Origin of the sequence: Bradyrhizobium sp., from assembly GCF_004799445.1 — a bacterium.
In the GTDB taxonomy this organism is placed as follows: Bacteria; Pseudomonadota; Alphaproteobacteria; order Rhizobiales; family Xanthobacteraceae; genus Bradyrhizobium.
In genome coordinates this window covers 1-15,565 of record NZ_SSNA01000012.1, presented here as the reverse complement: position 1 = coordinate 15,565, position 15,565 = coordinate 1, and the positions used below count along the sequence as shown (strand labels likewise).

Below are 15,565 nucleotides of genomic sequence, written 5' to 3'. Positions count from 1 at the left end.
CGGCGTTCTCACGCGCCCGCAATGAGCGTTTCCGCGACGGAGATGTTTTTCGCCGGATGTTCGAACGGGTCGTCGAGGCGTGCATTGCGGCGGGCCTGGTGGGTGGCGAAGGCTTTGCGGTTGATGCGAGCCTGATCCAGGCCGATGCCAACAAGCAACGCTCGATCGCGGGTCAGGACTGGCGCAGGGATCGCGATCCGAAGACCACCAGCCGCGCGGTGAAGGAGTATCTGGCGACCCTCGACGAATACGGCTTGGGGCGCCGCCAGCGAGGTTGTCCCGAAGTTTGTCTCGCCGTCCGATCCCGCGGCCCAATGGACCGGGGCTCATAAGGGGCCGGCATTCTTCGCTTACTCCGACAATTATCTCATCGACGTGAAGTTCGGTGTCATCGTTGACGTGGAGGCATCCCGTTCTATTCGCCAGGCCGAGGTCGGCGCGGCGAAGACCATAATCGAGCGAACCGACAAGCCGCTTCGGCCTCAAGCCGGAGCGGCTTGTCGGGGATACCGCTTACGGGGCGGCTCCGATGCTGAACTGGCTGGTCGAAAAGGGCATCGCGCCACATATCCCTGTGTTCGACAAGTCGAAGCGGGATGATGGCACTTTCTCGCGCAGCGACTTTCGATATGACCCGACCGGCGACGTCTACCACTGCCCGGGCGGAAAGCGGCTCGGGACCAGCGGCACCGTGCATGAGGGCAAAACGCTTCTGTATCGCGCCAGCAAGCTTGACTGCGATGTATGCCCGCTCAAACCGCAATGCTGCCCAAAGGAACCATCTCGCAAGATTCCGCGCGACATCCATGAGCACGCCCGAGACGTTGCCCGGTCTTTCGCGGACACCGAGGCCTTCGAGCAATCACGGCGTGAGCGCAAGAAGATCGAAATGCGGTTCGCACACTTGAAGCGCATCCTGAGACTCGGTCGACTTCGACTGCGTGGTCCACGAGGCGCCCAGGATGAGTTTGTTCTGGCCGCCATCGCGCAGAACCTCAGACGGCTCGCAATGCTGGTCGCACGACCGCCATTCGCAGCAATCCCCGCGCCCTATCGCGGTCGCGTCCGCGGGCCTTTGATAACCTTGCTGGTGCCCGGATGTTTCATCCGCTGCTCGCCGACACGCTTGTCCCGTTCGGCGCATAGGTTGTCGACGGTGGCCTGCATCCGGGCCAGCAGAGCTTCTGCAGGCAACGTGCCGATGCCATCGCGCTGGAGAGATTGAATGTCTTTGCGCTGCCGCGAAATCTGATGCCGCATGCGCTCGATTTCGGCGCGGATATGTTCAAGCTTCATTGCCGAGGCCATTTTACCGTCATAGAACAAAAAGCGAACATATTTGCAAGTTACAAATTCGGGTGGATGCTGAAATTGGAGCCGCCATTGTCTTACGACCAATTCCCCGATCGCCTTTCCGGCCCGATGAGCCGAGGCCATCGTCGGCAACTATGGCGTCTCTGGAGTCAGTTGCACGAGCGATCTGGATAGGCCGCTGTCCCGCCAATACGCGCTCGAAGGCGTAGGCCCGAGCAACCCTCGTATCTGCACGGGTCTTGTGAAAACCGGCAGAAGATAACGATTACGACCGGGGGAATTCTCTACTCCGACGTGACCGTTGAGAAGGCGACCGGAAAGCCGACCTTCGACTGAGCGGGCATCTGATAAAATTTATTGATTGTTGTTCGGCCGCGCGGATGGTCGCGACCGTAACATTGCCCGTCTCGGAAGCGAGACGTTTGGTCATCATTGACCGAGGCTTCACAAAGGCGAACGACTGCTGCTGGTGCAACGTGCGGCCTGCGGTGGACTTTCTAAGGGGCTTACTTCCACTACTAGCCACGCACGAACCCCGCCAATCTCGGCAAAGCGTCCAATCGCGTCCTTCGGGACGACCGCTATTGGCGCGCGAAGCTGCCGTTCATAAAAACGAGGCATCTCAGCTGAACGGGACCAAGGGCGGTCCCGTCACCGGCTCCGTGCAGCAACTTGGAAGAATGGAAGGGCTCATTGGAAGTTTGATAAACTGAGCTAGGAAAATCCCAGCTTGATCAATTGTGTAAGGGTCGACGAGTATGTCGTTCCGTACTGGCCGCCGAATTTCGGAGCCTATGACAGCGATGGGGCACTCAATTTCTTTACTGCGAGTGCCGGCACCTCAGTCGAGCCAGTCGCTGCGATTAGAAAAATCACCGGCAGATATCGCCCCTTATTTGACGGTCGACATCGGCACATTTGCTTGGTACAAAGCGGTAATCTGAGGTGGCGTTAAGTAATTGATTTTGCTTATGTTAAAAGGGCGGAGGGACAACCCGCCCCTGGGCACCACGCTGCTTTTAAGCACTTGTTTTGAAATAAGATAAGCAAAATCAATGGCTTGACGCTACCACCGCCTGGTACAGGCTGGTATAATGCCCCTTGCAATGTCACGTCCGTGGAAACGTCCCGACCGTGGTGTCTTCTGGCTCCGAAAAGGGGTGCCGGAAGATTTGCGCAAGATTGTCGGCAAGCGCGAGGAGAAGCGCAGCCTGCAACCACATATGCACCTAGTTTTATTTCCGCGCCGACCACTTTCGGGTATTGGCCTGAGAGCAGGTCCGGTCTGGCGTTCACCGGACGCGTCCTAGAACTTGGCGAGACGTTCGATCGTTTGCCGGCTGCCGACCGAACAAATACTGGTCAAAGCGTCGCTGACCGCCAGCCGGAAGCGTTGATCGGCCGGTAGATCGCCGCCGAAAATCGTCTTGAGGCCCAGCAAAGCGCCAACGATGCGCGGTACATCGCGACCAGCATTCTCAAGTGTATCGCGGATGGATTGCAGGAGCGGATCGCGCACGTCGATCAGCCGGCCGCGCTCGTCAACGCCGGTGACGTAGCGCATCCAGCCGGCAACCACGAGAGCGTGACGTTCGATCGGCAACCCCTTGGCGAGACGATCGCGGATCGGTTCAAGTATACGCTGCGGTAGCTTCTGCGAGCCGTCCATCGCGATCTGCCAGGTACGGTGATGCAGCGCCCTGTTGCGGAATCGCGCCAGCAGGGATGCCTTGTAGGCGCCGACGTCAACATTCGAGGTGAGATCAAGTGTTGGCATTGCGTCGGTCATGAGACCTTCCGCGAAGCCGGCAAGCGCGTCGTCGCCCATTGCTTCCGCAACCGTTTCGTAGCCCGAGAGGTAGCCGAGATAGGCAAGCGCCGAATGGCTGCCGTTCAGCAACCGCAGCTTCATGGATTCGAACGGGGCCACATCCCTGACGAACGTCGCGCCTGCCTCATCCCATGCCGGGCGGCCGCTGGAAAAGCGGTCCTCGATCACCCATTGGGTGAAGGGTTCGGCGACGACGGGCCAAAGATCATCGACGCCGAGCGCATCGCCGAGGCGTCGCCGGTCGTCATCCGTCGTGGCCGGAACGATGCGGTCAACCATCGTGTTGGGGCAGAGGATTTCGTCGCGCACGAAGCTGCCGAGGTCGGGCGATACCAGTTGGGCGTAACGGGACAATAGCCCATGCAGCGTGCGGCCATTGGCGGGGAGGTTGTCGCAGGACAGAACCGTAAAGGGCATCACGCCGAGCTTGCGGCGACGGGCGATGGCAGCGGCAAGGAAACCAAAGATGGTACGCGGCGCGCCGGGATGAGCGAGGTCGTGCCGGATATTGGGACCGCCTTCGTTCAGCGCGCGGGTTGCCGGATCGTAGTGATAACCTTTTTCCGTCACGGTCAGGCTGACGACGGCGACCGACGGCCGACAAAGCGTTTCGATGAGAACGGCGGGGTTTTCCGGGGCGACGAGAATGTCCTGCAAGCTGCCGATGACACGTAGCGCCTCTGCCTCGGCCCGTAGATTGAGCGTGTAGAAGTAGTCCTGCGCGTTCAATATGTCGCGCGTATCGGGACTGCGCAGGCTTGCACCGACGATGCCCCAGCGCCGGTCGCCGCTTGTGAGCACGCTGTCGGTGTAGACCGCCTGGTGCGCGCGATGAAAGGAGCCGATGCCAAGATGCACGATGCCGGTCGCGATGGCTGAGCGATCGTAGGCCGGTCTTGCGACGTTGGCGGGCAGTGCGGAGAGGCTTGCGGCTGACAGGCGCTGGCGGGGGGACAACTGGCTGTTCCTAGATCGGAAAACCGTGCTCGGCCGCAAGCGCCGTCATGACGCCGCGGATTTCCGCCAAACCGCGCATGCGGCCGATGGCGGGATAGCCGGGATGCGTTGGCTTGCCGACATCGTCCAGCAATTCGCGGCCGTGGTCGGGGCGGAACGGAATGCGCCAGTTTGCTTCGCCTGCATCGCGCCGGCGTTTTTGCTCGCTCAGCAGCGCCTTGACGACGCCGACCATGTCATTGTCGCCGCCCAGATGATCGGCTTCCATGAAGGATCCGTCCGCTTGCTTGGCAACGTTGCGCAAGTGGGCGAAATGGATGTTCGGAGCAAAGCGCCGCGCCATCGCCGGGAGATCGTTGGCATAGCTGGCGCCGAGCGAGCCGGTGCAGAAAGTCAGTCCGTTTGACGGCGAGGGGACCGCATCGAGTATGAACGCGATATCCTCGGCGTTGCTGCAGATGCGCGGCAAGCCGAGCAGCGGCCGGGGCGGGTCGTCCGGGTGGATCGCCATGCGGATGCCGACTTCTTCGGCGGTTGGAATGATCTCGCGCAGGAAACAGGCAAGGTTCTCGCGCAGGCGAAACCGGTCAATACCCCGATAGCGCGCCAGCATCGTTCTCAATCCCTCGATGTCGTAGCGGTCGAAGGCGCCGGGCAGCCCGGCCATGATGGCTCCAAGCAGCCGGCGCTTGTCGTCTTCGGTGGCCTTCGCGAACCAGGACTTGGCGTGGTCGAGCACATCGGCGTTGTAGTCGATGTCGGCGCCGTCGCGCCGCAGCATGTAGCAATCGAACGCCGCGAATTCATGCGCGTTGAAGCGGAGCGCGTTGCCGCCGCCAGGCAGCGGCGCGCGCAGCTGCGTCCGCGCCCAGTCGAGCACGGGCATGAAATTATAACAGATCGTCGTCACCCCATGCATGGCGAGATTGCGCATCGATTGGCGATAGGTGTCGAGCAACTCGCTTGGGTTGCCTTCGCCGAGCTTGATACGTTCGTGGATCGGCAGGCTTTCCACCACGCTCCAGCGCAGACCGAGGCGGCGGTCCGATTCGATCGCGCGTTTGCGTTCGGCGACCGCGTCCGATGACCAGAGTTCTCCGGTCGGAATGTCGTGCAACGCCGTGACGATGCCGGTCGCGCCAACCTGGCAGACATGCGACAGGGTGATGATGTCGTTCGGGCCCCACCAGCGCCAGGTCTGTTCCACGTCATTAGTTCCTTATGCCAGTGTGTCGTTTAGCCGGTCTTAGCCGCTCCAGCCGAGATGGCCTAGAAAATCCCGTGTCCGCTCGATCGTCGGGGCTTCAAAGATTTGCTGCGGCGGCCCCTGTTCGAGCAGTTGTCCGCGCTCGAACACCACGACCCAATTGGCAACGCGCCGCGCAAAACTCATTTCGTGCGTGACGACGATCATCGTCATGCCTTCCTGGGCAAGATTGCGCATCACGTTCAGCACTTCGCCGACGGTTTCGGGATCGAGCGCCGAGGTCGGCTCGTCGAAAAGCATGACATGCGGTTCCATGGCAAGCGCCCGGGCGATCGCCACGCGCTGCTGCTGGCCACCAGAGAGGTTCGCGGGATAGTTCGCGGTCTTGTCGGCCAGTCCAACCTTGGTGAGCAGGGCGATTGCGCGCGTCCTGGCTTTCTCAGTGGCCATCTTCTTGACGGTGGTCAGTCCTATGGAGACGTTCTCGAGCGCGGTCTTGTGCGGGAATAGCTCAAAACTCTGAAACACCATTCCCATCCGCTGGCGAATCTGGCGGATCTCGGCGTCCTTCGTCGGCAGCGGCTTGCCTTCGAAGCGGATTTCGCCGCCGTCGATCGTCTCCAGAGCGTTGGTGCATCGGAGCAGGGTCGATTTGCCGGAGCCGGAGGGACCGATCAGGCAGACGACCTCGCCGGCATTGACATGCAGCGAGACGCCGTTGACGGCCATGAAGGTGCCATAGCATTTCTTGACATTCTCGTAGACCAGCATCGGCGGCTTATCGGCGTTCTTGCGGACGAAGACAGTCATTCCCGCACTCCATATTTCCGATGAATCCAGTCGACGATCTTGGCCTGCGGATAACCCAGCAACCAGTAGATGGCGGCCATCGCCGTCAACATCTCCAGCACCCGGAAGCTTTGCGAGCGGATCTGCATCGCGGTATGGGCGAGTTCGCCGACGGCGATGACCGAGACGAGCGAGGTATCCTTGAAGAGTGAGACCCAGGTGCTGGCGAGGATCGGCAGCACGCGCCGCCAGGCCTGGGGCAGCACGATTTGGCGAAAGACTTCAGATCGGCTCATCCCAAGCGCGAGTCCGGCTTCAGACTGGCCCCTGCGGATGGAATTGATGCCGGAGCGAAATGTCTCGGAATTGTAGGCCGAAACGTTCAGGCAGAGCGCGGCAAGGCCGGTGGCGAAAGGCGGCAGACCGAGACCGGTCAGCACCGGCATGACATAGAAAGCCCAGTAGACCAGCAGCAACAGCGGCAGATTGCGAAAGAGTTCGACGAAGCCGGTCGCGAACCAAGCGACGGGCCTCAAGCGCGAGCCGCGCATCAGCGCCAACACGATACCGCCGGGCACGGCGATCATCATGGTCAGCGCGGTCAGCAGGATGGTGACGAGCGCGCCTTCGAGCAGCGGCCCGCGGCTTTGCCAGACGATGGACCAATCGAGGTTCATGACCGGCCCAGATGGGCGACCCGGATATAGTACCGGTCGATCAAACGTGTGATGGGAAAGATCAGCAGGAAATAGATCACCATCACCGTGGTGAAGACCTCGATTGGCCTGTAGCTCTGGCCAGCCACGGTTTCAGCCTGACGCATCAGTTCCGGCACGGCGATGACGGCAGCGATGGCCGTGTCCTTGATCGTGACCGACACGATCGAGCCGAAGGCTGGCAGCATGCGCACAATTGCCTGCGGCAACAGAATTTGCCGGATGATTTGCGCGCCTGACATGCCGATGGCGAGACCTGCCTGGACCTGCCCCTTGCGAATGGACGTGATACCGGCGCGGATCACCTCGGCGACATAGGCCGCGACGTGAATGGTGATGCCGGTCAGTGCCGCCCAGAAGGGATCGAAGCTGTAGCCGGAAATGATCGGCACCGCGAAATAGATCCAGACCAGCACGACGAAGACAGGAATGGCGCGCATGGAATCGATATAGAAAACCAGCAGCGTGCGCAGCCAAGTGCGGCCGTACATCCTGCCGAGACCGACGGCCAGACCGAGCACGAAGCTGCAAGCTACCGCAGTGACCGAAAGCACGATCGTGAGGCCAAGGCCGGAGGCGAGGAAGCGCCAGCTGTCGATCAGGGGTGAAAAGTCGAAATCCATTGGTGAGGCCCGTGATCGGTCAAGGGGGCGCGCCGGCCGGCATTACATCTTGTCAATCATCCTGGATTCCTCAGTGGCCAGTTCCGGCCGCATGCGCGCCGCGACGGCTTTTAGCCAGGCGAGGAACTCGGGCTGGTTCTTGTCGATGGCCGAACCGATGTCGGTGCCCATTTCCTTGCTGTCCTGGCAATTGTTGCCCTCCGGCAGGGCCTTGAGACCCTTGACCTTCTTGTTGAGCGCAACCCAGGGAATCCGGTTGATCGGCGTCACGTCGGCGCGCTTGCCCATGATCTCCTCGACGGGCGCCGCTGTGCCGGCGGTCGAAACCCCGCGCAGCGTCGCATTCGGGAAGCGGCTCTTGACCCAGTGCTCCTCGCCACCGCCGGTGTAATAGGCGACGATCACGCCTTCCTTGTTGAAATCGTCGATGCTCTTGGCGTTGGCAACCTTCGGGTTGTCCGCCCGGCCAAAAACGCACAGGCTTGTCGCCGAGTAGGTGATGAAGTCGATCACCTTGAGGCGCTCGGGGGTGACCGAAAGCGGAGAGACCGTCATGTCGACCTGATTGGAAGCTAGCACCGGCACCTTGGTCTCGTGCGAGACCGCGACCGGCTGGAGCTTCACGCCGAGCAGTCGGGCATACTCCTTGGCGAGCGTCCAGCCAGGGCCGGACCATTGCTCGCCGCTGCCGCTGGTGTTCTCGACAAGCCATGGCGGGTTGGCGAGCACGCCAACGCGAAAAACACCGGCCTTCTGGATCGCCTGGACGCGCGGGCTGCTGGTGGGCACGGCTTCGTCGGCTTTGACTGGAGCGGCTAAGGTGGCGATGCAGGCGGCAACGGTCAGCGCGAGCACGCCGCTTTCGAATGACGGCATCAGGAAGTCCTCCCGGTCGATTTGTTGCGGCGGCTTTATTTTTTGAAAAGCTCGGACGATCCGGCCCGAAAATCGAGCATAGACAGCCCACACGTATACTTGTATACAAGGACAGTCAAGGGCTGTATTCAGTGGCTATGCAAGGAGCGAGATGGTGCACGAGAAGCGGAGTCTGCCCCGGCCCGGCGAGACACCCGCCAATGCTGCAACAATCTACCAAACAATCCGGTCAGATATCGTCCGCATGAGGTTGCGCCCGGGCGAAAGGCTTTCCGAAAACGAACTCGGTCTTCGTTTCCGGACCAGCCGCACCCCGGTTCGCGAGGCCATCGTCCGGCTGGTCGACGATGGCCTGATCGAGGTCTGGCCGCAGCGCGGCACCTTCGTCAGTCGTATCTCGCTCAAGGCGGTCAAGCGCGCGCGCTTTGTTCGGAGCGCGCTGGAACTGGCGGTCATTCGCGAGGCTGCTGAGCATGGAATCTCTCCGGCGGCGCTGCGCGAGGTCAAGCGCGCAATCGCTGAGCAGGAACGCGCTGGCAGCGATCCGCATCTGTTCGCTGACGCGGACGATCGTTTCCACCGTGCGTTCGCCGACGCTATCGGTTACGGCGATATCTGGTCGGTGGTCGAGAGCCAGAAGGCGCAGTTCGACCGTATTCGCTTCCTTAGCCTTCCTGCGGTGACGCCGGTCGATTTACTTATCCGCCAGCATCGCGCCATTCTCGAGGCCGTTGTGGCACGGGACGCGGACACGGCCGAGAAGACCTTGCGTGCGCATCTGTCAATCGTGGTCGAGACGACGGCGGCGTTGATGCGCACCAATCCTGACCTCATCAACGATGACATTAGCGAAAATTAGGTCAACTGACCGGAACGGCCTGAGATATCGTCCTCCCCATCGATCACGCATTGATTAAATGGCGATCAAAGCAGTAATCAATATTGCGCAATCGGTGGAGCGGATCCCATCGACCAGATGCGCCGCGATTGGAAAAACCGGCCGCCGATGTCGGCCTTTATTTGACGGTCGACATCGACACAATTGCTGTTAAATGGGGCGAGGGACAACCCGCCCGTGGTCAGCATTTGCTCCTCCAGGCACATCCATCCCCTTAGAAACGTGTGTTTTGGATAAAGCCAGTTCCGCTCCTGCAGCGTTCTGGATTTCGCTGCGTTGAATGCAATTTCAATTGGGCGCGAAGGCGAAACATTCACCGCGCGCTGCTGCCGTGGCATGAATGCGGCTTCGAGCGTGCAAAAATTCGACGCCGATCAAACGTTGTAGTTGCAGGTCGTTGACGTTGACAGGGAATCACGCCACTCTTATATACACCCGTGATTAAAATATAGGCAGGGAGCTTTGCAGAGCGATGAGCAAAGAAACTCAACGCTCATCTGACCGGTTCGATAGCGACGTCGCCGCCGCGGACGCGTTGGAACTTGCGCGACAGATGGCCCCCGGTCCTGAACGTAACGAAGCTCTGAAGTTGGCAAGCTCACTTCGCTGCAGCGCCGATGAGCGCGGGGTTGTCTTTGCCAAGCGCGGCAGGCCGCGCAAGTAGACGCAAGCAGGCGCTTGCGGGGCCGAGTACCGCGTTGGTCTCGTCAGAAGAACTCGATTTTCAAATCTTCGGCCGGTTAGCCGGACCGCGTGTCGGCTCAGCTCGCTGGCTTTGTGGCGATCAGGAATTGTTCGTTCCATCGTCCTGATCTGCCGGTCCGCAGTCCAATCGCCATCAGCCCGGCGCGGCGCCCGGCAACGCGCTTCCCGCACGAGCCCGAAAGGCCTTTTCCGCAGAACCCACTGACCGGCCGCTAAATTTTATATTAGTTGCCGTGGTGCGATGCGGTCACCATCATCCCCGCGGGGGAACTGGCTCCGCGCGACCGCGGGGATGGGTTTTTGTTGGCCAAGATGTGCCGGCACCATCGATCAGCATTTGGCCCTGGGAAAGGATCTGAAGTGACTGCCATGATGTTATCCGGCGCGGGCTTGCCAGGGGTAGTAAGCCCCTCGCCGAGATCGGTGGATACTGCTAGTATGTCAGTTGGCTTTCGTCTGACCGGTTCGGCATTGTTCAGACGCCCGGCAGCCAATTCGTTGGGAACGGATATGCTGTGAGCAACGCCCCTTCGTGCAAGAATATCGCATCGATCGTCCAGGTTGGCCTGACGGAGGTTGGCGCGGGGCTGCGCAGGCCCGTCGATATCTTTCCGGAAATCGATTTTCCGGCCGGTTTTTAGGAGGATAGCGGCGTGTGGATCGTCCAAGTAGCGCTCAGGCGCCCCTATACGTTTGTCGTTTTTTCGCTGCTGATTGCGCTTTTCGGCATACGCGCGGCGCTGCTCACTCCGACCGATATCTTTCCGAACATTAATATCCCGGTGGTCAGCGTCGTCTGGACCTATAACGGCCTGTTGCCGAACGACATGTCGAGCCGCGTGATCTATTATTACGAGCGCACCCTGAGCGCCCAGGTCGGCGACATCGAACATATCGAGTCGCAATCGCTGAGCGGCTATGGCGTGGTCAAGATATTCTTCCAGAAGGGGGTCAATATCAGCACGGCGCTGGCACAGGTGACGGCGGCATCGCAGACCGTGCTGAAGCTGCTGCCGCCCGGCATCACGCCGCCCTATGTCCTGAGCTACAACGCGTCGAGCGTGCCGATCCTGCAGCTTGCGCTGTCGAGCCGGTCGCTGCCCCAGATGAAGCTGTTCGATCTCGGGCAGAACTTCATCCGGCCGCAGCTCGCCACCGTCCAGGGGGCGGCGGTGCCGTCGCCCTATGGCGGCAAGGTTCTGCAGGTGCAGGTCGATCTCGATCAGCAGGCGATGCAGGCGCACAGCGTCTCGGCCGAGGACGTCGTCAACGCCATTTCGGTGCAGAACCTCATTCTCCCGGCCGGCGACCAGAAGATCGGCAAGTTCGACTGGAACGTGTCGCTCAACGCCAGCCCCGTCCTGCTCGACAAGATCAATGACCTGCCGGTGAAGAAAATCAACGGCGCGGTTATCTTCGTGCGCGACGTTGCCTTCGTCCATCAGGGTTCACCGCCGCAAGCCAATATGGTCCGGGTCAACGGCGCGCGCGCGGTGCTGATGACCATCCTCAAGACAGGATCATCGTCGACGCTTGATATCATCGACGGCATCAAGTCACTGCTGCCGCGCGTCCAGGAAAGCCTGCCCTCGAGCCTCAACCTGAAAGCCGTGGGCGATCAGTCGGTCTTTGTCAAAGCCGCGGTCCTCGGCGTCATCCGCGAGGCCGCGCTGGCCGCGGCACTGGTCGGCGTGATGATCCTGCTGTTTCTCGGCAGCTGGCGCTCGACGGTCATCATTCTCACTGAAATTCCGCTTGCCGTTCTGTTCTCGCTGATCGCGCTGTCCCTTCTCGGCGAGACCATCAACGTCATGACGCTTGGCGGCCTCGCACTCGCTGTCGGCATCCTGGTCGATGACGGAACGGTCACAATTGAGAACATCAATTTTCACCTGGAGCAGGGCAAGGAAATCGAACCGGCGATCCTGGATGGCGCGCAGCAGATCGTCATCCCTGCCTTCGTGACCCTGCTCTGCCTGTGCATCGTGTTCGTGCCGATGTTCCAGCTCGGTGGCGTCGCGGGATATCTGTTCCGGCCGCTGGCCGAAGCCGTCGTCTTCGCGCTGATCGGCTCATTCCTGCTGTCGCGAACGCTGGTCCCAACCATGGCCAACTATCTCATGCGGGGCCACCACCACAGCGTCGAGAGCCACATCGGGCACGGGCATGGCGCGCCGGCGCCGCGCTCGCGCAATCCGGTGTTGCGCTTCCAACAAGGGTTCGAGGCTCGGTTCGAGCGCTTCCGCGAGCGGTATCGCTCGCTACTGGCGATGGCGCTGGACCGTCCAAAGACCTTCATGGTGGGATTTCTCGTCTGTGTTGTCTTGTCGTTCGGGCTGGCGCCGTTCTTGGGCTCGAACTTTTTCCCCTCCGTCGATTCCGGCCAAATCCTGATGCATGTGCGCGCCCAGCCCGGCACGCGAATCGAGGAGACAGCCCGTCTCATGGAGCAGATCGAGCAGACCGTTCGCGCGACCATTCCGCCCGAGCAGCTCGACAACATCGTCGACAATATCGGCTTGCCGTTCAGCGGCATCAACATGGCCTACCAGAATACCGGGACAATCGGCCCCGAGGACGGCGATGCGCTGATCAGTCTGAAGGAGGATCACGATGCCACCGCCGGCTACGTCAAGGCGCTGCGCACCGTCTTGCCACAGAAGTTTCCGGGCACCACCTTCTCCTTCCTGCCCGCTGATATCGTGTCGCAAATCCTGAATTTCGGTCTGCCGGCGCCGATCGACGTGCAGGTCATCGGCAACAAGCTGAAGGAAAATTACGCCTATGCCACCGATCTGCTCAAGCGCATCCGCCAGGTGTCCGGTATCGCGGATGTCCGCATCCAGCAGGTCCTTAACTATCCTCAGGTCAATGTCGAGGTTGACCGGACGCTTGCCGCCGAGGTCGGGCTGACCCAGCGCGACGTCGCCAACAGTCTGCTCGTCACGCTCTCGGGCAGCGCCCAGGTGAAGCCCAATTTCTGGCTCAATACCGAAAACGGCGTGTCTTATCCGATCGTGGCCCAGATGCCGCAGTACCGGATCAACAGCATCTCGGACCTGTCCAACATCCCAATCACATCCCAGGATGCCGGCGGGTCGCGATATCTGGGCGGGCTCGCGCACATCACCCAGGGTCCGAGCCCCGGCGTCGTCTCCCACTACAACGTGCAGCCGGTGATCGACGTCTTCGGCGACATCCAGGGGCGCGACCTCGGCGCCATCTCCAAGGATATTTCGAAGATCCTGAGCGACACCAAGCAGGATCTGCCGCGCGGCTCCTATGTGACGGTGCGCGGCCAGGTTCAGACCATGAACAACGCCTACAGCCAGCTCTATTTCGGCCTGGCCGGTGCCGTGGTGCTGATCTATCTGGTGATCGTCGTCAACTTCCAGTCATGGCTCGACCCGTTCATCATCATCACGGCGCTGCCCGGCGCGCTGGCCGGCATCGTCTGGATGCTGTTCGCGACCGGTACCACGCTGTCGGTGCCGGCCCTCACCGGCGCCATCATGTGTATGGGCATCGCCACCGCCAACAGCATCCTGCTCGTCAGCTTCGCCCGCGAGGGCCTGGAGAACGGCCTTGACGCTTCGACCGCCGCGATGGAGGCCGGATTTACCCGCTTCCGCCCGGTGTTGATGACGGCGCTCGCCATGATCATCGGCATGGTCCCGATGGCGCTGGCGATGGGCGAAGGCGGCGAGCAGAATGCCCCGCTCGGCCGCGCCGTGATCGGCGGCCTCGCGGTCGCGACCATTGCCACTCTTTTCTTCGTTCCAACCGTCTTCAGCGTCCTTCACCGCCACCGTCGCGACCCGGCACCGGAGATCTCTGGTACGCCGTTGGGCGGGCCGAGCTTGTGATCCGGGAGAATACCTTGCTTGACACCCATCCGCACGACGCTCAGCACCAATTGGAAAAGCTCCCGAAGCGAACCGAACTGGCGCCAAAGGCGAGCAGGGTGCGTTGGGCGACGGCGATCGCCGTGCTCGTTGCGATCGGCATCGCCGTCGCGGGTATCCTGCTGCGCCGGCACGACGAAAGCGAGGTGGCGAAATGGACGGTGGAGCAGGCCGTTCCCGTCGTCGCCACGGTTACGCCGAAGCAGGGCGTTTCGGGGCAGCAGATCGTGCTGCCCGGTGATATCGAGGCCTGGTTCGAGGCGCCGATCTATGCGCGGGTCAGCGGCTATCTCAAGAATTGGTATTTCGATTTCGGCGCCCATGTCCACAAAGGCCAACTCCTCGCGGATATCGACGCGCCGGATCTCGACGCCCAGCTCGACGCCGCCAAGGCGAAGCTCGTTTCCGCGCAAGCGCAGGTCAACGTCAGGGACGCCGAGCGAAAATTCGCCGACACGACCTACGCGCGTTGGCGCGACTCGCCGAAAGGCGTCGTCTCCGAGCAAGAAACAGACGCGAAGAAGGCGGAATATGGCAGCGCCGACGCGCGCTATAAGGCTGCCCTCGCGGATGCCAATGTCAACCAGAGCCAGGTCGATCAGCTGACCGCGCTGGAGGCCTTCAAGCGGATCGTGGCTCCGTTCGACGGCATCGTGACCGCGCGCAATACCGACGTCGGAGCGCTGATCAACGCCGGCAGCGGTGTGGGCGGCGGGAGCGGGCCGCAGCTTTTCCGGGTGGCCGACGTCCATGAGATGCGGGTGTTCGTCCAGGTGCCGCAGGAAATGTCGGCCGGGATGCGTGCCGGACTGACGGCCGATCTGGTGTTGCCGCAGTATCCGGACAAGAAGTTCAAGGCGGTGGTGGCGACCACGGCCGAGGCGATCGCCAAGACCTCGCGGACGCTGCTGGTTGAACTTCATGCCGACAATACCGACAATCTGCTGCAGCCGGGCACGTTTGTGCAGGTGAGCTTCAACATGGCCGACAACCCCGGCGCGCTGCGGATTCCGACCAGCGCGCTGATCTTTCGTGAGGATGGCGCACAGGTCGCCATTCTTGGCCCCGGCGACAAGCTTGAACTGAGGTCGGTGAAGCTCGGCCGCAATCTCGGGACCGAGTTCGAGGTTCTGAACGGCCTCAATATGTCCGATACGATCGTCAACAGCCCGTCAGATTCATTGTCTTCGGGGGAAGTCGTCAAGGTCGTGAAAGAAGCCAACCCGCCGCATGAAAAGGCGACTGAAACGAAATAGGCAGGGGATTGGCTCCGATCATCGGCGCGACATGTGGAGCGGTTGCAACACCGGGAGTCCCGGGGCGGCTGACCCAGCGTGCGAGCCTCGGTGAACGGGTCTTTGCGGAAGCGATGATTGAGGGCGTCAGCGCTATCGCCGGTGTCTCGGGACCCTCTGACAAGGCGCTAAATTTTATATTAGTTGCCGGGCCCGGGCGGCGTCACCATCATCCCGCCGATAACGGCTTGCTCACGCTTCCCAGCGGGTCTGGAATGGTGTTTCTTTGTGCCCAGCGGCGCCAGCGGGCGTTCGGGGGACTAGAAACTGTCAATAGAAATCAAGTTTCCCAACATGAAGTCTGGCTGGCGTCTGCTGCGGGCGCTCTCGGTCAGTGGCCCGGCCATCGACCGAAGGGTGGCGTCGCGGCTCCCTCGGCGGCGCGCGGCTTCCGACCGGATCGGCGGTCACCGCGCCATTCCGTCCGGCGCTGCGACACGCGCAACGGC

General features: G+C 61.4%; 12 protein-coding genes and 1 pseudogene. 5 read left to right on the top strand and 8 right to left on the bottom strand.

What is annotated here, in order from left to right; genetic code table 11:
* Window positions 1-1,018 (top strand): annotated as a pseudogene (locus E8A46_RS00560) (transposase); the annotation flags it as partial.
* A 32-nt stretch (window positions 1,019-1,050) separates the two neighbouring features.
* Here the strand turns inward: E8A46_RS00560 and E8A46_RS00555 are convergent.
* Window positions 1,051-1,446, bottom strand: coding sequence for a hypothetical protein (locus tag E8A46_RS00555; protein ID WP_291556086.1), 396 nt, complete (start codon window positions 1,444-1,446; stop codon window positions 1,051-1,053).
* 962 nt (window positions 1,447-2,408) lie between these two features.
* Here E8A46_RS00555 and E8A46_RS30385 point away from each other — a divergent pair.
* Entirely contained in the window at window positions 2,409-2,624 is a 216-nt protein-coding gene (locus E8A46_RS30385) for a DUF6538 domain-containing protein (protein WP_363250792.1), read from the top strand.
* On the opposite strand, the gene E8A46_RS00550 is transcribed toward E8A46_RS30385, so the two are convergent.
* From E8A46_RS00550 to E8A46_RS00525, 6 genes are read right to left on the bottom strand one after another with little or no spacing between them, the layout of a single operon-like run.
* Window positions 2,621-4,102, bottom strand: a complete 1,482-nt coding sequence (locus E8A46_RS00550) for a mannitol dehydrogenase family protein (RefSeq protein ID WP_291556081.1) — start codon at window positions 4,100-4,102, stop codon at window positions 2,621-2,623. The genes E8A46_RS30385 and E8A46_RS00550 overlap by 4 nt on opposite strands.
* Window positions 4,103-4,112: 10 nt before the next feature.
* The gene (gene uxuA / locus E8A46_RS00545) at window positions 4,113-5,309 is read right to left on the bottom strand and encodes a mannonate dehydratase (RefSeq protein ID WP_291556079.1); all 1,197 of its coding nucleotides are present in this window, start codon (window positions 5,307-5,309) and stop codon (window positions 4,113-4,115) included.
* Between the two features lie 39 nt (window positions 5,310-5,348).
* The gene (locus E8A46_RS00540) at window positions 5,349-6,080 is read right to left on the bottom strand and encodes an amino acid ABC transporter ATP-binding protein (protein WP_291556084.1); all 732 of its coding nucleotides are present in this window, start codon (window positions 6,078-6,080) and stop codon (window positions 5,349-5,351) included.
* Between the two features lie 35 nt (window positions 6,081-6,115).
* Window positions 6,116-6,775, bottom strand: coding sequence for an amino acid ABC transporter permease (locus E8A46_RS00535; RefSeq protein WP_291556077.1), 660 nt, complete (start codon window positions 6,773-6,775; stop codon window positions 6,116-6,118).
* The gene (locus E8A46_RS00530) at window positions 6,772-7,437 is read right to left on the bottom strand and encodes an amino acid ABC transporter permease (protein WP_291556076.1); all 666 of its coding nucleotides are present in this window, start codon (window positions 7,435-7,437) and stop codon (window positions 6,772-6,774) included. The genes E8A46_RS00535 and E8A46_RS00530 overlap by 4 nt, the downstream gene beginning before the upstream one ends.
* A 42-nt stretch (window positions 7,438-7,479) precedes the next feature.
* Entirely contained in the window at window positions 7,480-8,313 is an 834-nt protein-coding gene (locus E8A46_RS00525; RefSeq protein ID WP_291556073.1) for a transporter substrate-binding domain-containing protein, read from the bottom strand.
* A gap of 151 nt (window positions 8,314-8,464) precedes the next feature.
* Here E8A46_RS00525 and E8A46_RS00520 point away from each other — a divergent pair, with 151 nt between their 5' ends.
* A complete protein-coding gene (locus E8A46_RS00520; protein WP_291556071.1) occupies window positions 8,465-9,172 on the top strand; it encodes a GntR family transcriptional regulator in 708 nt (235 codons plus the stop codon).
* Between the two features lie 77 nt (window positions 9,173-9,249).
* On the opposite strand, the gene E8A46_RS00515 is transcribed toward E8A46_RS00520, so the two are convergent.
* A complete protein-coding gene (locus E8A46_RS00515) occupies window positions 9,250-9,549 on the bottom strand; it encodes a hypothetical protein (protein WP_291556069.1) in 300 nt (99 codons plus the stop codon).
* Between the two features lie 1,020 nt (window positions 9,550-10,569).
* On the opposite strand from E8A46_RS00515, the gene E8A46_RS00510 reads away from it, so the two are divergent.
* The gene (locus E8A46_RS00510) at window positions 10,570-13,782 is read left to right on the top strand and encodes an efflux RND transporter permease subunit (protein ID WP_291556067.1); all 3,213 of its coding nucleotides are present in this window, start codon (window positions 10,570-10,572) and stop codon (window positions 13,780-13,782) included.
* A gap of 14 nt (window positions 13,783-13,796) precedes the next feature.
* On the top strand, window positions 13,797-15,077 hold the full coding sequence (locus E8A46_RS00505) for an efflux RND transporter periplasmic adaptor subunit (protein ID WP_291556064.1): 1,281 nt from the start codon (window positions 13,797-13,799) through the stop codon (window positions 15,075-15,077).
* Window positions 15,078-15,565: the final 488 nt, after the last annotated feature.

Bases quoted from the DNA above. Each gene is read 5' to 3' on its own strand.
- E8A46_RS30385 (WP_363250792.1), top strand. From the start codon at position 2,409: ATGCCCCTTGCAATGTCACGTCCGTGGAAACGTCCCGACCGTGGTGTC.
- E8A46_RS00540 (WP_291556084.1), bottom strand. From the start codon at position 6,080: ATGCTGGTCTACGAGAATGTCAAGAAATGCTATGGCACCTTCATGGCC.
- E8A46_RS00535 (WP_291556077.1), bottom strand. From the start codon at position 6,775: ATGAACCTCGATTGGTCCATCGTCTGGCAAAGCCGCGGGCCGCTGCTC.
- E8A46_RS00530 (WP_291556076.1), bottom strand. From the start codon at position 7,437: ATGGATTTCGACTTTTCACCCCTGATCGACAGCTGGCGCTTCCTCGCC.
- E8A46_RS00525 (WP_291556073.1), bottom strand. From the start codon at position 8,313: ATGCCGTCATTCGAAAGCGGCGTGCTCGCGCTGACCGTTGCCGCCTGC.
- E8A46_RS00520 (WP_291556071.1), top strand. From the start codon at position 8,465: ATGGTGCACGAGAAGCGGAGTCTGCCCCGGCCCGGCGAGACACCCGCC.
- E8A46_RS00515 (WP_291556069.1), bottom strand. From the start codon at position 9,549: ATGCCACGGCAGCAGCGCGCGGTGAATGTTTCGCCTTCGCGCCCAATT.